General features: G+C 49.4%; 15 protein-coding genes. All 15 read left to right on the forward strand.

Annotation, left to right across the window (positions count from 1 at the left end):
* Nucleotides 1-190: 190 nt before the first annotated feature.
* Nucleotides 191-1,678, forward strand: a complete 1,488-nt coding sequence (locus ABEA66_RS14595) for an alpha-N-arabinofuranosidase (protein WP_345588328.1) — start codon at nucleotides 191-193, stop codon at nucleotides 1,676-1,678.
* A gap of 83 nt (nucleotides 1,679-1,761) precedes the next feature.
* Entirely contained in the window at nucleotides 1,762-1,953 is a 192-nt protein-coding gene (locus ABEA66_RS14600; RefSeq protein ID WP_377768454.1) for a DUF6171 family protein, read from the forward strand.
* A 216-nt stretch (nucleotides 1,954-2,169) separates the two neighbouring features.
* Nucleotides 2,170-3,372, forward strand: coding sequence for a GTP-binding protein (locus ABEA66_RS14605; RefSeq protein ID WP_345588332.1), 1,203 nt, complete (start codon nucleotides 2,170-2,172; stop codon nucleotides 3,370-3,372).
* Nucleotides 3,373-3,612: 240 nt separating this feature from the next.
* Nucleotides 3,613-4,761, forward strand: coding sequence for a type III polyketide synthase (locus ABEA66_RS14610; RefSeq protein ID WP_345589298.1), 1,149 nt, complete (start codon nucleotides 3,613-3,615; stop codon nucleotides 4,759-4,761).
* Nucleotides 4,754-5,485: a methyltransferase domain-containing protein gene (locus ABEA66_RS14615; protein WP_345588334.1), complete on the forward strand. Its 732-nt coding sequence runs from the start codon at nucleotides 4,754-4,756 to the stop codon at nucleotides 5,483-5,485. The genes ABEA66_RS14610 and ABEA66_RS14615 overlap by 8 nt, the downstream gene beginning before the upstream one ends.
* 4 nt (nucleotides 5,486-5,489) lie before the next feature.
* On the forward strand, nucleotides 5,490-6,647 hold the full coding sequence (locus ABEA66_RS14620) for an NAD(P)/FAD-dependent oxidoreductase (protein ID WP_345588336.1): 1,158 nt from the start codon (nucleotides 5,490-5,492) through the stop codon (nucleotides 6,645-6,647).
* A gap of 501 nt (nucleotides 6,648-7,148) precedes the next feature.
* A complete protein-coding gene (locus ABEA66_RS14625) occupies nucleotides 7,149-8,312 on the forward strand; it encodes an ABC transporter substrate-binding protein (RefSeq protein WP_345588338.1) in 1,164 nt (387 codons plus the stop codon).
* A gap of 612 nt (nucleotides 8,313-8,924) precedes the next feature.
* Nucleotides 8,925-9,314, forward strand: coding sequence for an acyl-CoA thioesterase (locus tag ABEA66_RS14630; protein ID WP_345589300.1), 390 nt, complete (start codon nucleotides 8,925-8,927; stop codon nucleotides 9,312-9,314).
* Nucleotides 9,315-9,585: 271 nt separating this feature from the next.
* On the forward strand, nucleotides 9,586-10,479 hold the full coding sequence (locus ABEA66_RS14635) for a polysaccharide deacetylase family protein (protein ID WP_345588340.1): 894 nt from the start codon (nucleotides 9,586-9,588) through the stop codon (nucleotides 10,477-10,479).
* A 60-nt stretch (nucleotides 10,480-10,539) separates the two neighbouring features.
* Nucleotides 10,540-11,109 (forward strand): RNA polymerase sigma factor, encoded by a 570-nt coding sequence (locus ABEA66_RS14640; protein ID WP_345588342.1) that lies wholly within the window; start codon nucleotides 10,540-10,542, stop codon nucleotides 11,107-11,109.
* On the forward strand, nucleotides 11,106-12,635 hold the full coding sequence (locus ABEA66_RS14645; protein ID WP_345588344.1) for a DUF4179 domain-containing protein: 1,530 nt from the start codon (nucleotides 11,106-11,108) through the stop codon (nucleotides 12,633-12,635). The genes ABEA66_RS14640 and ABEA66_RS14645 overlap by 4 nt, the downstream gene beginning before the upstream one ends.
* A gap of 129 nt (nucleotides 12,636-12,764) precedes the next feature.
* The gene (deoR, locus tag ABEA66_RS14650) at nucleotides 12,765-13,706 is read left to right on the forward strand and encodes a DNA-binding transcriptional repressor DeoR (RefSeq protein WP_345588346.1); all 942 of its coding nucleotides are present in this window, start codon (nucleotides 12,765-12,767) and stop codon (nucleotides 13,704-13,706) included.
* 226 nt (nucleotides 13,707-13,932) lie between these two features.
* Entirely contained in the window at nucleotides 13,933-14,598 is a 666-nt protein-coding gene (deoC, locus tag ABEA66_RS14655; RefSeq protein WP_345588348.1) for a deoxyribose-phosphate aldolase, read from the forward strand.
* A 23-nt stretch (nucleotides 14,599-14,621) separates the two neighbouring features.
* Entirely contained in the window at nucleotides 14,622-15,017 is a 396-nt protein-coding gene (locus ABEA66_RS14660) for a cytidine deaminase (RefSeq protein WP_345588350.1), read from the forward strand.
* An 88-nt stretch (nucleotides 15,018-15,105) separates the two neighbouring features.
* Nucleotides 15,106-16,284 (forward strand): NupC/NupG family nucleoside CNT transporter, encoded by a 1,179-nt coding sequence (locus ABEA66_RS14665; RefSeq protein WP_192704300.1) that lies wholly within the window; start codon nucleotides 15,106-15,108, stop codon nucleotides 16,282-16,284.
* Nucleotides 16,285-16,314 lie beyond the last annotated feature (30 nt).

Genomic DNA, 16,314 nt, shown 5'->3' on the forward strand with positions numbered 1-16,314 from the left:
CCTTTCTCATCCTTCCGAAAAATAGGTGTATGTAATTAATATAAACATAAATCCAAGAAAGTCAATGAGATATAAAATAAAAGGGGTTGTCAAAGCGTTATTCATATGGTTAACTAGGATCAAGGTCGTTATTTCATGTTAATTGATTAATGTATTTATTAATTCATTGTTCCAGGAGGAATGATTAATCATGAAGACGCAAATGGTTCTTAACACCGACTTCACCCGCGGCACCATCAGCAAGCATATTTACGGGCATTTTGCCGAGCATCTTGGCCGCTGTATTTATGAAGGAATATGGGTAGGAGAGGACTCGCCCATTCCTAACACGGAAGGGTACCGCAATGATGTTCTTGAGGCGTTAAAGCAAATCCGCATTCCAGTGCTAAGATGGCCCGGAGGATGCTTTGCCGATGAATACCATTGGAAGGATGGCGTGGGCCCAAGGGAAAACCGCAAACGGATGGTAAATACGCATTGGGGCGGAGTGGTCGAGAACAATCATTTCGGAACGCATGAATTTTTAAGACTCTGTGAGCTGTTGGATTGTGAACCGTACATTTGTGGCAATGTCGGCAGCGGGACGGTCCAGGAAATGCAGGAATGGGTGGAGTACATGACCTTTGACGGGGAATCTCCAATGGCGGATTGGCGCAGGAAGAACGGGCGCGACAAGCCGTGGAAGGTCAAATATTTCGGCGTCGGAAATGAGAACTGGGGCTGCGGCGGCAACATGCGGCCTGAATATTACGCTGACCTGTACAGACAATTTCAAACCTACGTCCGCAATTTTGGAGAGAACAAGGTATACAAAATTGCCGGGGGAGCCAACGACTTCAATTATAACTGGACGGAAATTTTAATGCGCGAGGCCGGCAGGCATATGCACGGCTTGAGTCTGCACTATTATACGGTACCGGGCGTTTGGGAGCAGAAGGGGTCTGCAACGGATTTTGAAACGGATGAATGGTTTACGACCATGCGTAAAGCCCTGGTAATGGATGAGCTGGTTACGAAGCATTCCACGATCATGGACAAGTACGATCCCGAGAAAAGAGTGGGCCTGGTCGTAGACGAATGGGGCACCTGGTTCGACCCTGAGCCGGGTACGAATCCGGGATTTCTATATCAGCAGAATACGCTGCGTGACGCGCTCGTCGCTGGTGTTACCCTCAATATTTTCAATAATCATTGCGATCGGGTTCACATGGCTAATATCGCTCAGACGGTCAATGTGCTGCAAGCTATGCTCTTAACCGAGGGGGGCAGCATGATCAAAACTCCATCTTATCATGTGTTCGAGCTGTACAAGGAGCATCAGGGGGCGGAGCTGCTTGAATTGCATATACAGGAGCAGACATCCTATTCCTTCGACGGTGTTTCGCTGCCTCAAGTCAGCACATCCGCTTCGAAAGGAACCGACGGCCGCACGCGCATCACCCTGTGCAACATCCATCCTGAGCAAGAAGCTCAGGTCGAGCTGGAGCTTCGTGGGCTTAAGGGCACTCAAGGCAAGGTATCCGGCCGCATTGTGACAGCGGAGAAGATGCAGGCGCATAACACCTTTGCCGAGCCTGACTGTGTTCGTGCTGCGGATTTCAGTGATGCCAAGTTGAGTGACGGCATGTTACATACGGTTTTGCCGCCGATGTCTGTCGTTTTGTTAACCCTAGAGTAGACGAGACGCTAGGTATGGCTAACGGATTTTGTCGCCATTGTACGCATGAGGCTGATGTATCGGCAGAACAAATCGAGCGATCGATGGGAATCTTGAAGCGTACGCCCGATGCCTGTGTGACAGAGGACCTATATGATGCTAGATTGGCGGCGTGCCGCACATGCGAAGCTCTTCTGCATCATCATACGTGCCGTTATTGCGGCTGCTATGTTCAAATCAGGGCGCTTCTCAAGGAAAAAAGCTGTCCTGAACCCGCAGGATCAAGGTGGCCGTAACGAAGTTGATACAACCCGAAGCAGGAGGCTGCTTCGGGTTTTTGCGTTAATGGATTGACGCATCAGACGATTTTTGATAGAATCATTAAACGTAAATATTACGTTTAAAGCTCATGTTGAGAGGAACGAGTCTCTCCACAATCCAAGGGTGCCAAAGAACCTTTTATCTTTCTGTACAAATCGTAATAATAACTATTTATTAAAGGGGATGTTAATATGTCTACTACGAAAAAAATTCCGGTGACCGTCTTGAGCGGTTATCTGGGTTCAGGCAAAACGACCGTACTCAATCATGTATTGAATAACCGGAGCGGGATAAGAGTCGCGGTCATCGTCAACGATTTGAGCGAGGTCAATATCGATGCATCGCTGATCAAGGATGGCGGAGGGCTGTTAAGAACCGATGAGAAGCTGGTCGAGATGTCGAACGGCTGCATTTGCTGTACCCTGCGCGAGGATTTGCTTCAGGAAGTGGAAAAGTTGGCAAAGGAAAACCGTTTTGATTATATTTTAATCGAGTCCACAGGCGTCGGGGAACCGCTGCCGGTTGCTCAAACATTCAGTTATATCGATGAGGAGCAGGGAATCGATTTATCCCAATATTGCACGCTGGATTGCATGGTGACGGTAGTCGATGCGTACCGGTTCTGGCATGATTTTTCATCCGGAGAAATGCTGCTGGATCGGAACCAGGCGGTAGGAGAGGACGATACGCGCGAAGTCGTCGATTTGCTGGTCGATCAAATTGAATTTTGTGACGTGCTCCTGCTTAATAAGTGCGACATGGTGAAGGCGGAGGACCTGGAGGAGCTGGAGAAGGTACTGCGCAAGCTGCAGCCTAAGGCCAAACTGATCCGTACCGAGCATGGCCGGGTCAACCCAAGCGATATTTTGAATACAGGCTTATTCAACTTTGAAGAGGCCAGCCATTCAGCCGGATGGATTCAGGAGATGCAGAAGCCGGTACATACTCCGGAAACGGATGAATACGGAATAAGCTCTTTTGTGTATGAGCGTGTCAGACCGTTTCATCCCGAACGGTTGAGACAGTGGATGGAAGATTGGCCGGAAGAGATCGTTCGGGCCAAAGGCACCCTATGGCTGGCGACGCGTGACAAGCTGGGCCAGAGCTTAAGCCAAGCGGGTCCTTCCATTCGCTTTGGACCTTCCGGCTACTGGGTTGCGGCTTTGCCTAAGGAAGAGCAGGAGGCCATGCTGCAAGAGGATCCTGAGCTGGCCCAGCAGTGGGATGAACAATTCGGGGATAGAATCAATAAGGCGGTCTTTATTGGGATCGAGATGGATCGTCGCCAAATCGAGGCTGGACTGGATGCCTGCTTATTAACGGACCTTGAGATGACGCAGGACTGGAGCACATTTGCGGATACGCTTCCGAACGTGAGTGAAGCTGAGCTATAAGCATATCAGGCAGCTGCACTTGTATAAAACATCCGTATCAAGGATATATTGATGATAAAACTGGCAGGATATAGAAGTGGTGAGGAACATGAGCACCAGCAGCGATAAAGCCATCGTATCCTCCTAATAGGAACAACAGCTCTTCATCAGGGCTGTTGTTTTGTTCGTATGCCGGAGGATGCACGAATAAACAGATAAATCGAAGGTCAAGGAATCCGAAGAGGAGGAAGAGTAATCGTGATGGATGATGAACTCGGCATTTCCATATTGGGAATCGGAACAGCGGTTCCGAATCACCGGCTCGACCAAACGGATACATCACAAAGACTTTACGAGGCGCTGCAGGAATTTCCGGATTCCGCCCGATGGGCCAAGAAGATTTTTAAACAATGCGGCGTGGAAAGCCGTTATACTTGCGAGCCCAACCTGCTTGCATCCGGCGAAGAATGCCGTTATTTTTCAAGAATAGCCAATCCTCAGGCGCCATCCACAGCGGAGCGAATGAAAACCTACAAGCAAGAGGCTGTTCCGCTTGGAATGAAGGCGGCCAAGCAGGCTATTCAGGACGCCCGTGTTGATGCGGCGGACATCACTCATTTGATCACCGTGAGCTGCACTGGGCAATTTTTGCCAGGGATGGATGCTTCATTAATCCGTCTCTTGGGATTGTCCGATACGGTCAATCGGATTCCGCTGAACTTCCTCGGCTGTGCGGCGGGACTAAAGGCGATCTGCCTATCGCGCCAGATTGTGTCGGGGAACCCTTCGGCCAAGGTATTGATTGTATGCATCGAATTATGCACCCTGCACATCCAGCCTTCAAGCCAACGGGAAGCCTTGTTCAGCGCTTCTTTCTTTGGCGATGGCGCGTCTGCTTGTCTTGTTGGAGCTTCAGGCTCTAAGCAGCAAGGAATCTTTCAATTGCGGGAGGAGCTCTCCGTATTGCTTCCGGATTCTACCCAAGAGATGCTGTGGGAAGTTGGCAACTTCGGCTTTGACCTGTATTTATCTACGGATATTCCGAAGCTCCTGGGGCGGTTTGTCCCTGAGCAAATGGAAAGACTGTTCGGCGGCGAGCCTATGCCGGAGCTATGGGCGATTCATCCCGGCGGCAAAGGCATTATCGATACGATGGAAAAGATGTTCGACCTTGCCCCTGAGCAAACAAGCTATAGCCGTCAAGTATTGCGGAATTACGGTAACATGTCGTCGGCGACGATATTATTCGTGCTGAATGCCATTAGGCTCGAGCTTGAAAGCAGCGGTTCCGGACCGGCAGAGGGCGTATCCCTGGCCTTTGGGCCCGGACTTACCTGTGAAATCATCAAATTCAGCTATAAGCCGTCCATTCCGTCTCTGGATCGGCATTCAGATGCGCTGTATGTTTAGAAGGCTGAAAGAGAGAGCAACCGAGCCCGAGCTGATGGATGACTTCACGATGGGTGGCGCTGAGCTTCGCGAAGCACTCCATCATTTGCGCCGGCTTAATCGGATCTTCGGGGCCGCTTCGCCCACCCTGCATGGGGTGCGGCGAATTTGGACGGAGGCGGGCAAGCCATCGACCTTCTCGATTCTTGATATCGGGTCCGGCTCGGGAGACGTGAACCGCCGCATCCTGAAATGGGCGGACATGCAGGGAGTCGATGTGCGGATTACCTTGGTAGATATTACGGAGGAAGCCTGTGACGAAGCGAGGCTGTATTACCATAACGAACCGCGTATCCAAGTTATGCGCTGTGATGCGCTCGAATTACCGGAATGCAGCGCCGATGTGGTGACAGGGACGCAGTTTATTCATCATTTTCACGAGCATGAGCTACGGGATGTGATGGCCAGCATGATGAAAGCATCCCGGCTCGGTGTCGTGATCAACGACATTCACCGGCATTGGATACCCTACACGGCGGTATGGATTACTACCCGTTTAGTCTCGACTAACCGCTATATCGTCAACGACGGTCCCTTGTCTGTTGCCAAGGGCTTTCGAGCCAAGGATTGGCAGCTCATTAGGCAATCGCTGCAGATGCCGGAGATGAGCTACTCCTGGAGACCGTTATTTCGATATCTGGTCGTCATCCGGCATAACAACCTACATTCTGAAGCTCGGAGCTGATGCTATGATTCTGGATGCGGCCGTCATTGGAGCAGGCGTCGCCGGGAGCAGTCTGGCCAAAGCCTTGGCCGATAACGGCTGGCAGACCCTTCTGCTTGACCAGAAGCCATTTCCCCGTCACAAGGTATGCGGGGAGTTCCTTTCCCCTGAATCCCAATGGATATTACATGCTCTTGGTCTTCAGAAGTATGTAGTTTCCTTGCAGCCCAGCTTCATGGACCGCACAAGGCTAATCCTTGAAAGCGGGAAGGAAATTGAAGTAGCTCTCCCCGGGACCGCTCTCGGAGTGAGCAGATACTCGCTCGACGCAGCTCTTCATGCGGCAGCTGTAAGCTCGGGCGTATGTGTGAAGACCTCAACGACGGTCCTATCCGTTACTCCTGTCGATGGGGGTTATATTATTGAAGCGAAAAACGGGATGGAACGCCAAACGTTCCAAGCACGTGCCGTTGTGGCCGCATGGGGGGCGAATGGCCGCTCGGGACTTGTCAGCCGGCATCCGAAGACCAGTACAGCCTCGAAATATGTGGGGGTGAAATCCCATTTCCAAGGGGTGGAGAGGGAGCCCGTTATCGAGATGTATTTTTTTGACGGGGGATATTTGGGGGTCTCTCCCATCGAGGGAGGGCTGGTTAATGTTACGGCGCTGTTAGAGCGGAAAGCCTTTCAAAGCGATCATTCGTCGATATTGAGCTTGCTCGAGGCCGCATGCCGGCGTCATCCGAAGCTGCAGCGCAGACTTGCCGATGCCGTGCCAATCCCTAACACCCAGGCAGCCGTGGCTCCGGTCAACTTCCATCGTAAACCGATAGCATGGAGTCAGCTTCCCCTCGTCGGTGATGCCATCCTGACGATTCCGCCGCTTTGCGGAGACGGAATGTCGATGGCCCTGCGTTCTGCCCAATTATGCACTCCGCTGGCGTGCAGATATTTATCGGGCGGTATCTCGTTAGCGACGTGGGAACAGGAGTATTCGCAAGCTGTCCTTCGCGAATTCAGAGGACCGCTGCGATGGGGGCGGACTTTGCATTCCCTGCTCGAGGCTCCGGTTCTGCCCCATATTTTATGGGGTACAGCCCGTCTGATCCCAGGATTAGCGAGCATAGCGGTACGTGCTACTCGATTGAATGAAGATGACCTGAAACAATCCTTTAATCCATAACAAACATTCGCTATAGCTGTAGGGGATGTACCCTACCAGGGTACGGATGCTTTTTTCAACTTCTGCAGGTTTCTCAACCGTCTCGCCCCACGTAGTGGGGTTATTTGGTTATGCCGCAAAAAATGATGGATGGCAAGCTGGTTTCATTTGAAAGGAAGTGGGAGTCTAAGATAAATTTTTCACAAAGAAACGACATTCTAATAAGAGCGGGTTTGGATATACTATATTGTAAGGGTTTACATTCTGCAATTTTCATTATACGCATAGGAAACGCAGCTTAAGGAATGCGCTTGGAGTTCAAACAAATTACGAAATGAGAAGGGGTTACAAGCTATGACCAATTCCCGTTTATGTCGATTCGTGCAAACTTCCTCTTACCTTACTCTCAGTTCTTTGATACTCGGTTTGCTTTCGGGCTGTAGTGAACAAGCCGCTCCGGCCGCAAATCAAGCAGAGACGAAATCGGGGGACACCAAGTCTAATACGCCCGTGGAGCTAACCATGACCCCTTACTTTCTTAATATGACCGATGAGGAATATGATAGGATCATGATCAAGCCGTTGGCGGCCAAGTATCCTCATATCACCTTGAAAATTGTCAAGGAAGATATCAATAAGCTCGTAGCAGCAGGACAGACTCCCGATATTATTTATTCCGCCAATTCAAGATTCTCTGTCCTGCAGGATCTGGATATCCCATCCGATCTGAGCGCGCTGGTCAAGTCGCATAATATGGATCTATCCAAATTCTCCAGCCCGAATATTGACTGGATTAAGGAATTGGGGACGAAGGGGGAAATATACGGCATCCCGTTCGCACTGAACCAGATGGCGTTGTTCTATAACAAGGATTTATTCGATAAGCGCGGCGTCCCTTATCCGAAGGACGGGATAACCTGGGACGAGTACATTGCACTCGTTAAAAAGATGACGTATAACGACGGCGGCGTCCAGTTTCGGGGAAGTCTTCCGCCCAACCCCGAGTTTATCGCGAGAATGAAATCCATGCCTTTGGTTGATGAGAAAACCAACAAGTCGCTTATTAACAATGATGCGTTCAAGTCCGTTTTGGAGCGGGTCCATGAATTTTATCAAATACCTGGTATGGTCGTCGACGGAAAGCTGCCACCGGGTCAGGACAGCTTTGTCAAGGATCAGCAGACGGCTATGTACTTGAACTGGATCCCCGATACGTTAGGATTCATACAGAAGGCAGGGGGACAGCTCAACTTCGATCTGGTCGGTGCGCCTGCCTTTCAAGATAAGCCGGGAGTGACTATTGATCCGGGGGCACAAATGATGGTTGTGTCCAAGACCTCCAAGCATAAGGAGGAAGCATTTGAAGTGATTCAGTTTTTGGCTTCGCCTGAAGTACAGATGATTCTGAACCGGTCGAGCCGATTGACGGTTCTTGCGGATGAATCCATCAGGAAGGATTTTCTGGCCGATCTGCCTTTAACGAAAGGAAAAAATATCCAAGGTGCTTTAGCCATCAAACCGGCCAAAATGGCCCCTCCGAATCCGTACCATGTACTTGTCGCAGGGAAAATAAACGGGGTTGTGTCCAACTTGGCATCGGGAGCAAAGGATGTGAACACGATTCTTCGCGAGACGCAAGAGGATGCGGACAAAGCGATTGAGCAGGAAGTAAATAAGAAAAAGTAGCTCTGCTTCATTCACTTAAGGCTATATATAGGCTAAGGGATGGAAGAGGTATCAACGTTATAAAATATTAAGAAGCGGCAGTGTAGGGCTCAGGAGCTTGTCCCTATACTGTCGCTTTTTTAAGTAGGTGACCAATTGATCAACTTGACCATAGCGAGCTCTGTCTTATCATGCTTCACAGACGGATAGGTACAATATTGCGGCCTGAAGGGGAGTTGATTCTGTGACTTCATCTCGTGACTTCTTAGGAGAGAAAAAAGGGGACGATCACTTTTCGGTGATTACATATTAAATATTATGTAAACTATCATCTGAATGCAATGTAATATTTTTACAAGAGAAGGAAGTGGAAGGTTATGTGTTTAACATAATAATAATTATGTAAACATATTAGAATGGTGCTTACCCTCATTATTGAACTACAATACATCAGCATAATCTCGTGCCGATAATGAGAATATATGGACTAGCTAAAGAGCCGTACCCATACAAGGACGGAAGGCAAGCGGAATCATCGTGTTTATCTCGATTGTTCCTGGCTGAATTTGTTATAATGATTAGTATTCGTAAGAATCAGAAGTAAAGTTCATGCTGCAAAGGGTGAAGCAAGTCATGGAAGCCAGACTCGATATTGTAGTCCGTTCAACGGAAATTGATGTTAACGGTCATGTCAACAATGCCAAATATTTAGAGTATTTGGAATGGGGGCGGGAGGAATGGTACGAAACCGTCGGCCTGCCTTACGAAGCTTTCAGCGAGTTAGGGGTACATACGGTAACGGTCAATATTAATATTAATTATCGAAAGGAATGCAGGCAGGGGGACAAGCTCTCGATCCTGACGCAGCCCCAAAGTGTAGGGCGCACAAGCTTTGTTCTTAAGCAGGAGATTTATAATGATGCCGGGGAGCTTTGTGCCGACGCAGCGGTAACCAGTGTGACGATGGATATTCAATCGCGCAAGAGCCGTGAAGTGCCGGATGCTTTACGCAAGCTGTTTTAAAGCTTGAACCCGCAAGAGGAAGCGGTCGCGATGGGCAAAACCATCCGGCCGTTTTTTTTGCGTATGGATAGAGGGAACCATTCCAAATAAATTCCTGCACATCCGAAGTGTATACTTCAAATACAGCCAGTCAAACAGCCGGTTCTCTTCATCCATCGATCACCCCTGAAACCCAATGATCCGATTTTTTTCTTCCACCTTATTGAACCTTTTGAGCCGTTGCTTCGCCTAGGAATCGTACGCGCGTAACAAAGCAGGAAAGGCAAAGGCTATGAGAAAAAGAAATTGGTTCCAAATAATGATTTGGCTGCTGGGGATCGGATTGCTGGTTGTTTTAACGGGAATTTCTGACCAGCAGGGACCGTCCAAACCATGGTATTATCAGGATAAAGCCATGGTGCTGTTATACCATGATGTACGTAAGCAAGTGCCGCCTGGAGAAGCGGGGATGTCGACGGTCAGCTCCACACAGCTCCAAGAGCATATCCAGATGCTGCTAGATAAGGGGTTTCATATTATCACGATGGAAGAGTTCGTTTCCTTCATGCTCCATGGCAAGAGAATTCCTCCCAATGCTATCGTATTGACCTTTGATGACGGCTACGAATCTTTTTATCATGAAGCGGCGCCGGTTCTGCAAAGGTTTGGCGTCACGGCATCCAATTTTATCGTGGGAGCATCGTCGGATCTGTATCATCCTGAGGCTCTGCCTCATATGAGCTGGGACCAGATGCGCAGCTTGAAGGCTCGCGGGATGGGCTTCTACAGCCATACCTATCATCTTCACCGGATGGGAAGTGCCGGAGCCGCTGGCTCCTTGAAGCCGGCGCTTGCCAATGCGTTAAGGCTCGGACAGACTGGGACGTTGGAGTCGGAGGAGCAGTATAGAACAAGAATCGTAAGCGACCTGACCTTTATGGAGAAGCGGTTGCGGCAAGAGCTTGGCGGTCAGCACCAGCCCTCCTTGCTTGCGTTTCCCTACGGAGCCTACAACGATGCGGTCCTGGAAGCGGGGGGACAGGCAGGGGTTGAGCTGTTTTTCACCATCGAGGAAGGATTGAATGAGAGCGGTAGCCGGATCGTAAAACGAATCAATGCCGGTGAGCCGTATATTACCGCGGAAGCATTATGGGATCATCTACAAACTTTTTTTACGACCAATTGAACCGAAAACCGTTTCTTTACGCCTAATGAATAGAGACAGCATGGGAAAGGAAGTGGGGGCATGGAATGGGAAGCCGAGCAGCGTTTGATGGAGGATATCCGGCGCGGCAATAAAGAGGCGTTTCGGACGCTGGTCAATCCGTTAATTCCTAAAGCTTACCGGACGGCGTATATGATGCTGCAGTCCAAGCCGTTAGCGGAGGAAGCGGTACAAAATTCATTGATCGAATTGTATTCGACCATTATGAGCGGAAAGGAAATCATCCGTCTTCATGGCTGGTTCAACCGGCTGCTGGCACACCGTGCCGTGGATATTGCCAGGAAAGAGCAGGGATATAAGCAAACCGTCGATATCGACGGACTTGACATACAGGATGCGGCTACTTCACCGCTCGAGAATCTGCTCAGAAAAGAACAATCCGAGCGTCTGCTTGAATCGGTCATGGAACTGGAGCTCAATCAGAGAATGGTTATAGGAATGTATTATTTTCAGGAGATGAAAATCGAAGAAATTGCATCGCTTCTGGACATTAAGGCAGGAACGGTCAAATCCCGACTCTATCATGCCAGAATCAAGCTAAGCTCTGTACTTCATAGAGCACAAGGCATAACAAAGGAGCTGATGATATGAAGCAAGAAGCGGAGTTGAAGGAAGTATTGCAGCAATCCCTCGAAGCTATTCCGGTGCCTGAATCCTTGTTTCAGTTCGCCGAAGAGGTTCCTGACCGGTATGCTAGGGGAGAATTTCAAGAGATGGAGGCGAGAACGCCTTCCAGATTACCTAAGAGGAAGGTTCTGCCTATCGTATGGAAAAGCACGGCGGCTGCGGTGCTGCTCGCTGTCACCTTCTCTGCCGGGGTGAAGATGTCTCCTGCTTTTGCAGAATGGGTGAAGGGAGTCCCCGGCATGGAGATTGCCGTCGATTGGCTGAGGCAGATACGGGAGCAGGATGGCGTACAAACGGCGATAAATCACGATTATATTCCGATTGAGCCGGTCACGTTCCGTACGGACGGGACAGTGATAACCATCAGCGATATGTACTTGACCGAAGAGGAGCTGCTGTTCAAAAGCTTTATCCAGACGGACTTATTCGATATCACCGATACCCGGAGTCCGGCGCATCTCTCGATCTCCCCTCATCAAAGCTTGAAGGGGGGAGGGGGGACAACGGCTTCCTCCGTGATCTCAAGTACAGACGGCAGCGGGAAACCTATCCTTCAGGAAACATACAAGTACCAGCTGGCGGATGGAACGGTTCAGCAATTTTTGGACACTGGGGCCGAAATGATACTGGACGTCCAGATGCTTACCTTTCAACAAGAGCATCGCAAATCGGAGGTTCAGGACATTGGTACGATTAAGGTGCCGATCCAGCGCGACAAGCTGCTGCACAATAAGGTGCTTGAACCCAAGCAAGTGTTGGCTGTGGGCGATCCTGACTTGAAGGAGCTGAGTCTGGAGAAGCTGACGATTCAACCGACGACAATGAACCTGATTGTAAAAGGTCCCGAAGGCTGGTATTACGATTTTCCTAGGGATACTGCGTCAGCGCCGTATTTGAAGGATGATCAAGGTCGTGAGTACCGTTACGATCCGTCGGGCCCGGGGCTTCTCTATTATGAGGATGGAAAGCTGCAGCTGCCGTTTTCCTCGTCGGTCTTTTTTGATCCGGAGGTACATTCGCTTACGCTGCACATCGGTGATCTGACCGTTGGCGAATGGAAGCCAAGCCAAGCATTGGAGCTATCTTTGAGCGGGACGTTCCCGCAAACCGTACGATTTAAACATAAGGATATCGTCATCGAAGGGGCCGACTATGCTCCCGAAGGGTACCTGCATCTGAAGATACAAAAAGAGAGCCCCGAGCAAACGATGCTGGAAGGCGTCTCCTTCCATATAGCGGAACAAGAAGACTTGACGCAGCGGTTTGAACGAGAAGGCCCGGAAGCTTATGAAGCCTATATACAAAAAGAAAGAGAGGACCGGGAAGCCTTCAACGTAAGCGGCTTTGGCATTGCTGAAGATTACCGTAAGCAGGAATATCTCGACGTATATATTCCGGCAAGCAAGCTGGGGAAATACACGCTGCAGCTTTCCCGCTCCCGTGATACGATATCTGTGAATCGGGATTATAAGATTTCATTGAAGCCTTGAGTTGGGAGGCACATGATTCGGCTGGTACCGTCATCACTTGTAATTTCGAGAACACTTGTACTTCTATGTACGGAGATTATAATATGAGGAGGAGTGATCCTAAACTATACAGACAAGTAGGTTGGACTGATGGATGATGAAAAACAGAGGTTAAGCATCGAAGCGGCAAGGCTATATTACTTATCCGACTATAGCCAGCAGGATATCGCGGCAAGGCTCGGGGTTTCGCGTCCTACCGTATCCAGACTGCTTCAGAACGCCAAAGAACGCGGTTATGTGCGCATTGACATCGTCGATCCTCAAGAGGATCTGGATACTCTGGCTCATAATCTTAAAATAAAATTCATGCTGGACACGGTCCATGTGTGCTACTCTCCCTTAAACGAATACCAGGAGATCCAAAAGCACATCAGCCGTAACGCCGCTGAATATCTTCATGACATTGTCCAGGACTCGGATATTATCGGAGTGACCTGGGGGACCACGATGTATTCGGTGGCGCGGCATTTGCAGCCCAAGCAGGTTAAGGGGGTTGAGGTCGTTCAGTTAAAAGGCGGCGTCAGCCACTCTCACGTAAATACGTATGCTGCAGAAACGGTAAACCTGTTTGCCGAAGCATTCCATACGGCCGCCCGTTACTTGCCTCTGCCAGTCATCTTTGACAATATTGCCGTCAAGGAAATGGTGGAAAAGGACCGCCATATTCAGAGAATTATCCAATTGGGCAAGCAGGCCAATATTGCCGTATTCACGGTCGGAACCGTGAAGGAGGATGCGCTCTTGTTCCGTCTAGGCTATTTCAACAAGGAAGAGCAGGAGCGTCTTCAGAAGACGGGGGCAGGGGACATATGCTCACGCTTCTTTGATGCGAAGGGCAACATCTGCATTGATGAAATCAACGACCGGACGGTCGGCATCGATCTTCCGGAGCTCCGCAAAAAGGAAAAATCGATTCTCGTTGCCGGAGGACAAAGGAAAATCGAAGCGATCCGTGCTGCGCTTACGGGTAAATACGCCAATATTTTGATAACGGATCAATACACAGCGCAGGCATTGTTAAGAGACAAATGAATAGCCAGCAGGACGTTTGGGAAAGCCTACCGAGGTAAGAATCGGCAGGCTTTTTCTGTATGCCATTTCCCTTTGACATAGCGTCAAAATAAGTAAATAACTGTCATGAACATAATTTCATATATCGTTTTACAATTGTTCAATCTCATGCTATGATAACGATGAAGTCTTTAACAAACCATTCATAAATAGATGCCTTCAACCTCAAATTAAAGGAGAGAGTTTCATGAATTTAGCAGGTATGATAGACCATACATTACTGCGGGCGGATGCTACCCGTGCTGAAATTACCAAGTTAACGGAAGAAGCGAAGAAATACAAATTTGCCTCCGTCTGTGTCAACCCGGGTTGGGTCGCTTATGCGGCGGAGCAGCTTTCGGGAACCGAAGTGAAGGTATGTACAGTCATCGGATTTCCCCTTGGTGCCACAACTTCTGCCGCGAAAGCTTATGAAGCGAAGGATGCGATTGCCAATGGCGCAACGGAAGTCGATATGGTCATCAATATCGGCGCTTTGAAGGACCAGAATAACGAGCTCGTCGAGAAGGATATCAAGGCCGTAGTTGATGCGGCAGCAGGTAAAGCACTGGTGAAGGTCATCATTGAAACCTGCCTTTTGACCGATGAGGAAAAGGTTCGCGCCTGCCAATTGGCTGTCAAAGCCGGCGCTGATTTCGTAAAAACGTCGACCGGATTTTCAACCGGTGGAGCTACTCCGGAGGATGTTGCGTTGATGCGCAAAACCGTTGGGGAGCAGGTCGGAGTCAAGGCGTCCGGCGGCGTACGCAGTCTCGAGGACATGAAGAAGATGATCGAAGCGGGAGCCAACCGGATCGGGGCCAGCTCCGGTGTCAAGATTATGGAAGGCGGCCAATCCGAAGCTTCCTATTAATCCTTATACAAGGAGGTTCGTTCATGAAAGAGCAGCTGATTCAAGAAGCCATTGAGGCACGCAAGCAAGCCTACACACCCTATTCCCATTTTCCGGTAGGAGCAGCGCTGTTAGCCGGCGGAAAGATCTACCGGGGTTGCAATATAGAGAACGCCTCGTTCGGACTGACGAATTGTGCCGAGCGGACAGCGGTGTTTAAAGCCGTCTCTGAGGGTCATACCCGTATCGAGGCCATCGCGGTCGCAGCTGATACAGACGGCCCGGTATCTCCATGTGGAGCTTGCCGGCAGGTATTGGCAGAATTTTGTAACCAGGACACCAAAATTTATTTGACCAATCTGCATGGAAACAGCGAGGAATGGACGATGAAGCAGCTGCTTCCAGGGGCCTTCCAGGCTCAAGACATGAAGAAGAAATAATCCCGGCGGGGAATTTCTTCCCGTGATGGTGTTGTAAGCGCTTAAGATAGGCATACTGAAATTAATATAACATTGGAGGAATTACATCATGAATTATTTAGTTGCCGTTCTAGGTGTTCTGGTCGTCTTTATCCTCACTTACGCTGCCAGCAATGACCGGCGAAGTATTCGTTATCGGCCTTTGATCGTCATGCTCGTTCTGCAAGCTATCTTAGCCTTTGTCCTGCTTCATACAGGCATTGGTGAGTTTCTTATCGGAGGCTTCGCCTCTACCTTTGAGAAATTATTGTCTTATGCCGGAGAAGGCGTCAATTTTGTGTTCGGCGGAATTGCGAACGAAGGACAAGCTCCCTTCTTCCTGAACGTATTGATGCCGATTATCTTTATCTCCGCGCTGATAGGGATTTTGCAGTACACGAAAATTTTGCCTTTCATCATTAAATATATTGGTCTCGTATTGAGTAAAGTAAACGGTATGGGTAAGCTGGAATCGTATAACGCGGTTGCTTCCGCGATTTTGGGGCAATCGGAAGTATTCATTTCCGTGAAAAAACAGATCGGCCTGCTGCCAAAACAGCGTCTATATACGCTTTGTGCATCGGCCATGTCGACCGTGTCCATGTCCATTGTCGGCGCCTACATGCAAATGATTAGTCCGAAATATGTGGTCACAGCGCTGGTATTGAATCTGTTCGGAGGGTTTATTATCGCTTCCATATTAAATCCTTATGTCATTTCCAAGGAAGAGGATATCCTTGAAGTACAGGAAGAGGAGAAGCAGTCGTTCTTCGAAATGCTGGGCGAATATATTATGGACGGCTTCAAGGTTGCTATCACGGTCGCGGCCATGCTTATCGGTTTCGTCGCGTTGATTGCTCTTGTCAATGGTATCTTCACCGGCATCTTCGGCATTTCGTTCCAGCAGCTGCTCGGTTATGTCTTTGCTCCGTTTGCTTTCATTATGGGAGTTCCGTGGAAAGAAGCCGTGGAGGCCGGCAGCATTATGGCTACCAAGATGGTCTCCAACGAGTTTGTTGCGATGCTGGATCTCGGTAAACACACCGGCTTGTCCGCTCGGACGGTAGGGATCGTGTCGGTCTTCCTTGTATCCTTCGCCAATTTCTCGTCTATCGGAATTATCGCCGGGGCTGTCAAAGGACTTCATGAGAAGCAAGGGAACGTCGTGGCCCGCTTTGGTCTTAAGCTGTTATACGGCGCAACCTTGGTCAGCGTTCTATCCGCTACGGTAGCAGGATTGTTTATATAATATTCAGAAGGTAAAAAAGGAGTCGTTGAA

The sequence above is a fragment of the Paenibacillus vulneris genome (genome assembly GCF_039543185.1).
Taxonomy (GTDB): Bacteria; Bacillota; Bacilli; order Paenibacillales; family NBRC-103111; genus Paenibacillus_S; species Paenibacillus_S vulneris.

Bases quoted from the DNA above. Each gene is read 5' to 3' on its own strand.
- ABEA66_RS14605 (WP_345588332.1), top strand. From the start codon at position 2,170: ATGTCTACTACGAAAAAAATTCCGGTGACCGTCTTGAGCGGTTATCTG.
- ABEA66_RS14640 (WP_345588342.1), top strand. From the start codon at position 10,540: ATGGAATGGGAAGCCGAGCAGCGTTTGATGGAGGATATCCGGCGCGGC.
- ABEA66_RS14595 (WP_345588328.1), top strand. From the start codon at position 191: ATGAAGACGCAAATGGTTCTTAACACCGACTTCACCCGCGGCACCATC.
- ABEA66_RS14660 (WP_345588350.1), top strand. From the start codon at position 14,622: ATGAAAGAGCAGCTGATTCAAGAAGCCATTGAGGCACGCAAGCAAGCC.
- deoR (WP_345588346.1), top strand. From the start codon at position 12,765: ATGGATGATGAAAAACAGAGGTTAAGCATCGAAGCGGCAAGGCTATAT.
- ABEA66_RS14615 (WP_345588334.1), top strand. From the start codon at position 4,754: ATGTTTAGAAGGCTGAAAGAGAGAGCAACCGAGCCCGAGCTGATGGAT.
- ABEA66_RS14610 (WP_345589298.1), top strand. From the start codon at position 3,613: ATGGATGATGAACTCGGCATTTCCATATTGGGAATCGGAACAGCGGTT.
- ABEA66_RS14600 (WP_377768454.1), top strand. From the start codon at position 1,762: ATGGGAATCTTGAAGCGTACGCCCGATGCCTGTGTGACAGAGGACCTA.
- ABEA66_RS14665 (WP_192704300.1), top strand. From the start codon at position 15,106: ATGAATTATTTAGTTGCCGTTCTAGGTGTTCTGGTCGTCTTTATCCTC.
- ABEA66_RS14645 (WP_345588344.1), top strand. From the start codon at position 11,106: ATGAAGCAAGAAGCGGAGTTGAAGGAAGTATTGCAGCAATCCCTCGAA.
- ABEA66_RS14635 (WP_345588340.1), top strand. From the start codon at position 9,586: ATGAGAAAAAGAAATTGGTTCCAAATAATGATTTGGCTGCTGGGGATC.
- ABEA66_RS14630 (WP_345589300.1), top strand. From the start codon at position 8,925: ATGGAAGCCAGACTCGATATTGTAGTCCGTTCAACGGAAATTGATGTT.
- deoC (WP_345588348.1), top strand. From the start codon at position 13,933: ATGAATTTAGCAGGTATGATAGACCATACATTACTGCGGGCGGATGCT.
- ABEA66_RS14620 (WP_345588336.1), top strand. From the start codon at position 5,490: ATGATTCTGGATGCGGCCGTCATTGGAGCAGGCGTCGCCGGGAGCAGT.
- ABEA66_RS14625 (WP_345588338.1), top strand. From the start codon at position 7,149: ATGACCCCTTACTTTCTTAATATGACCGATGAGGAATATGATAGGATC.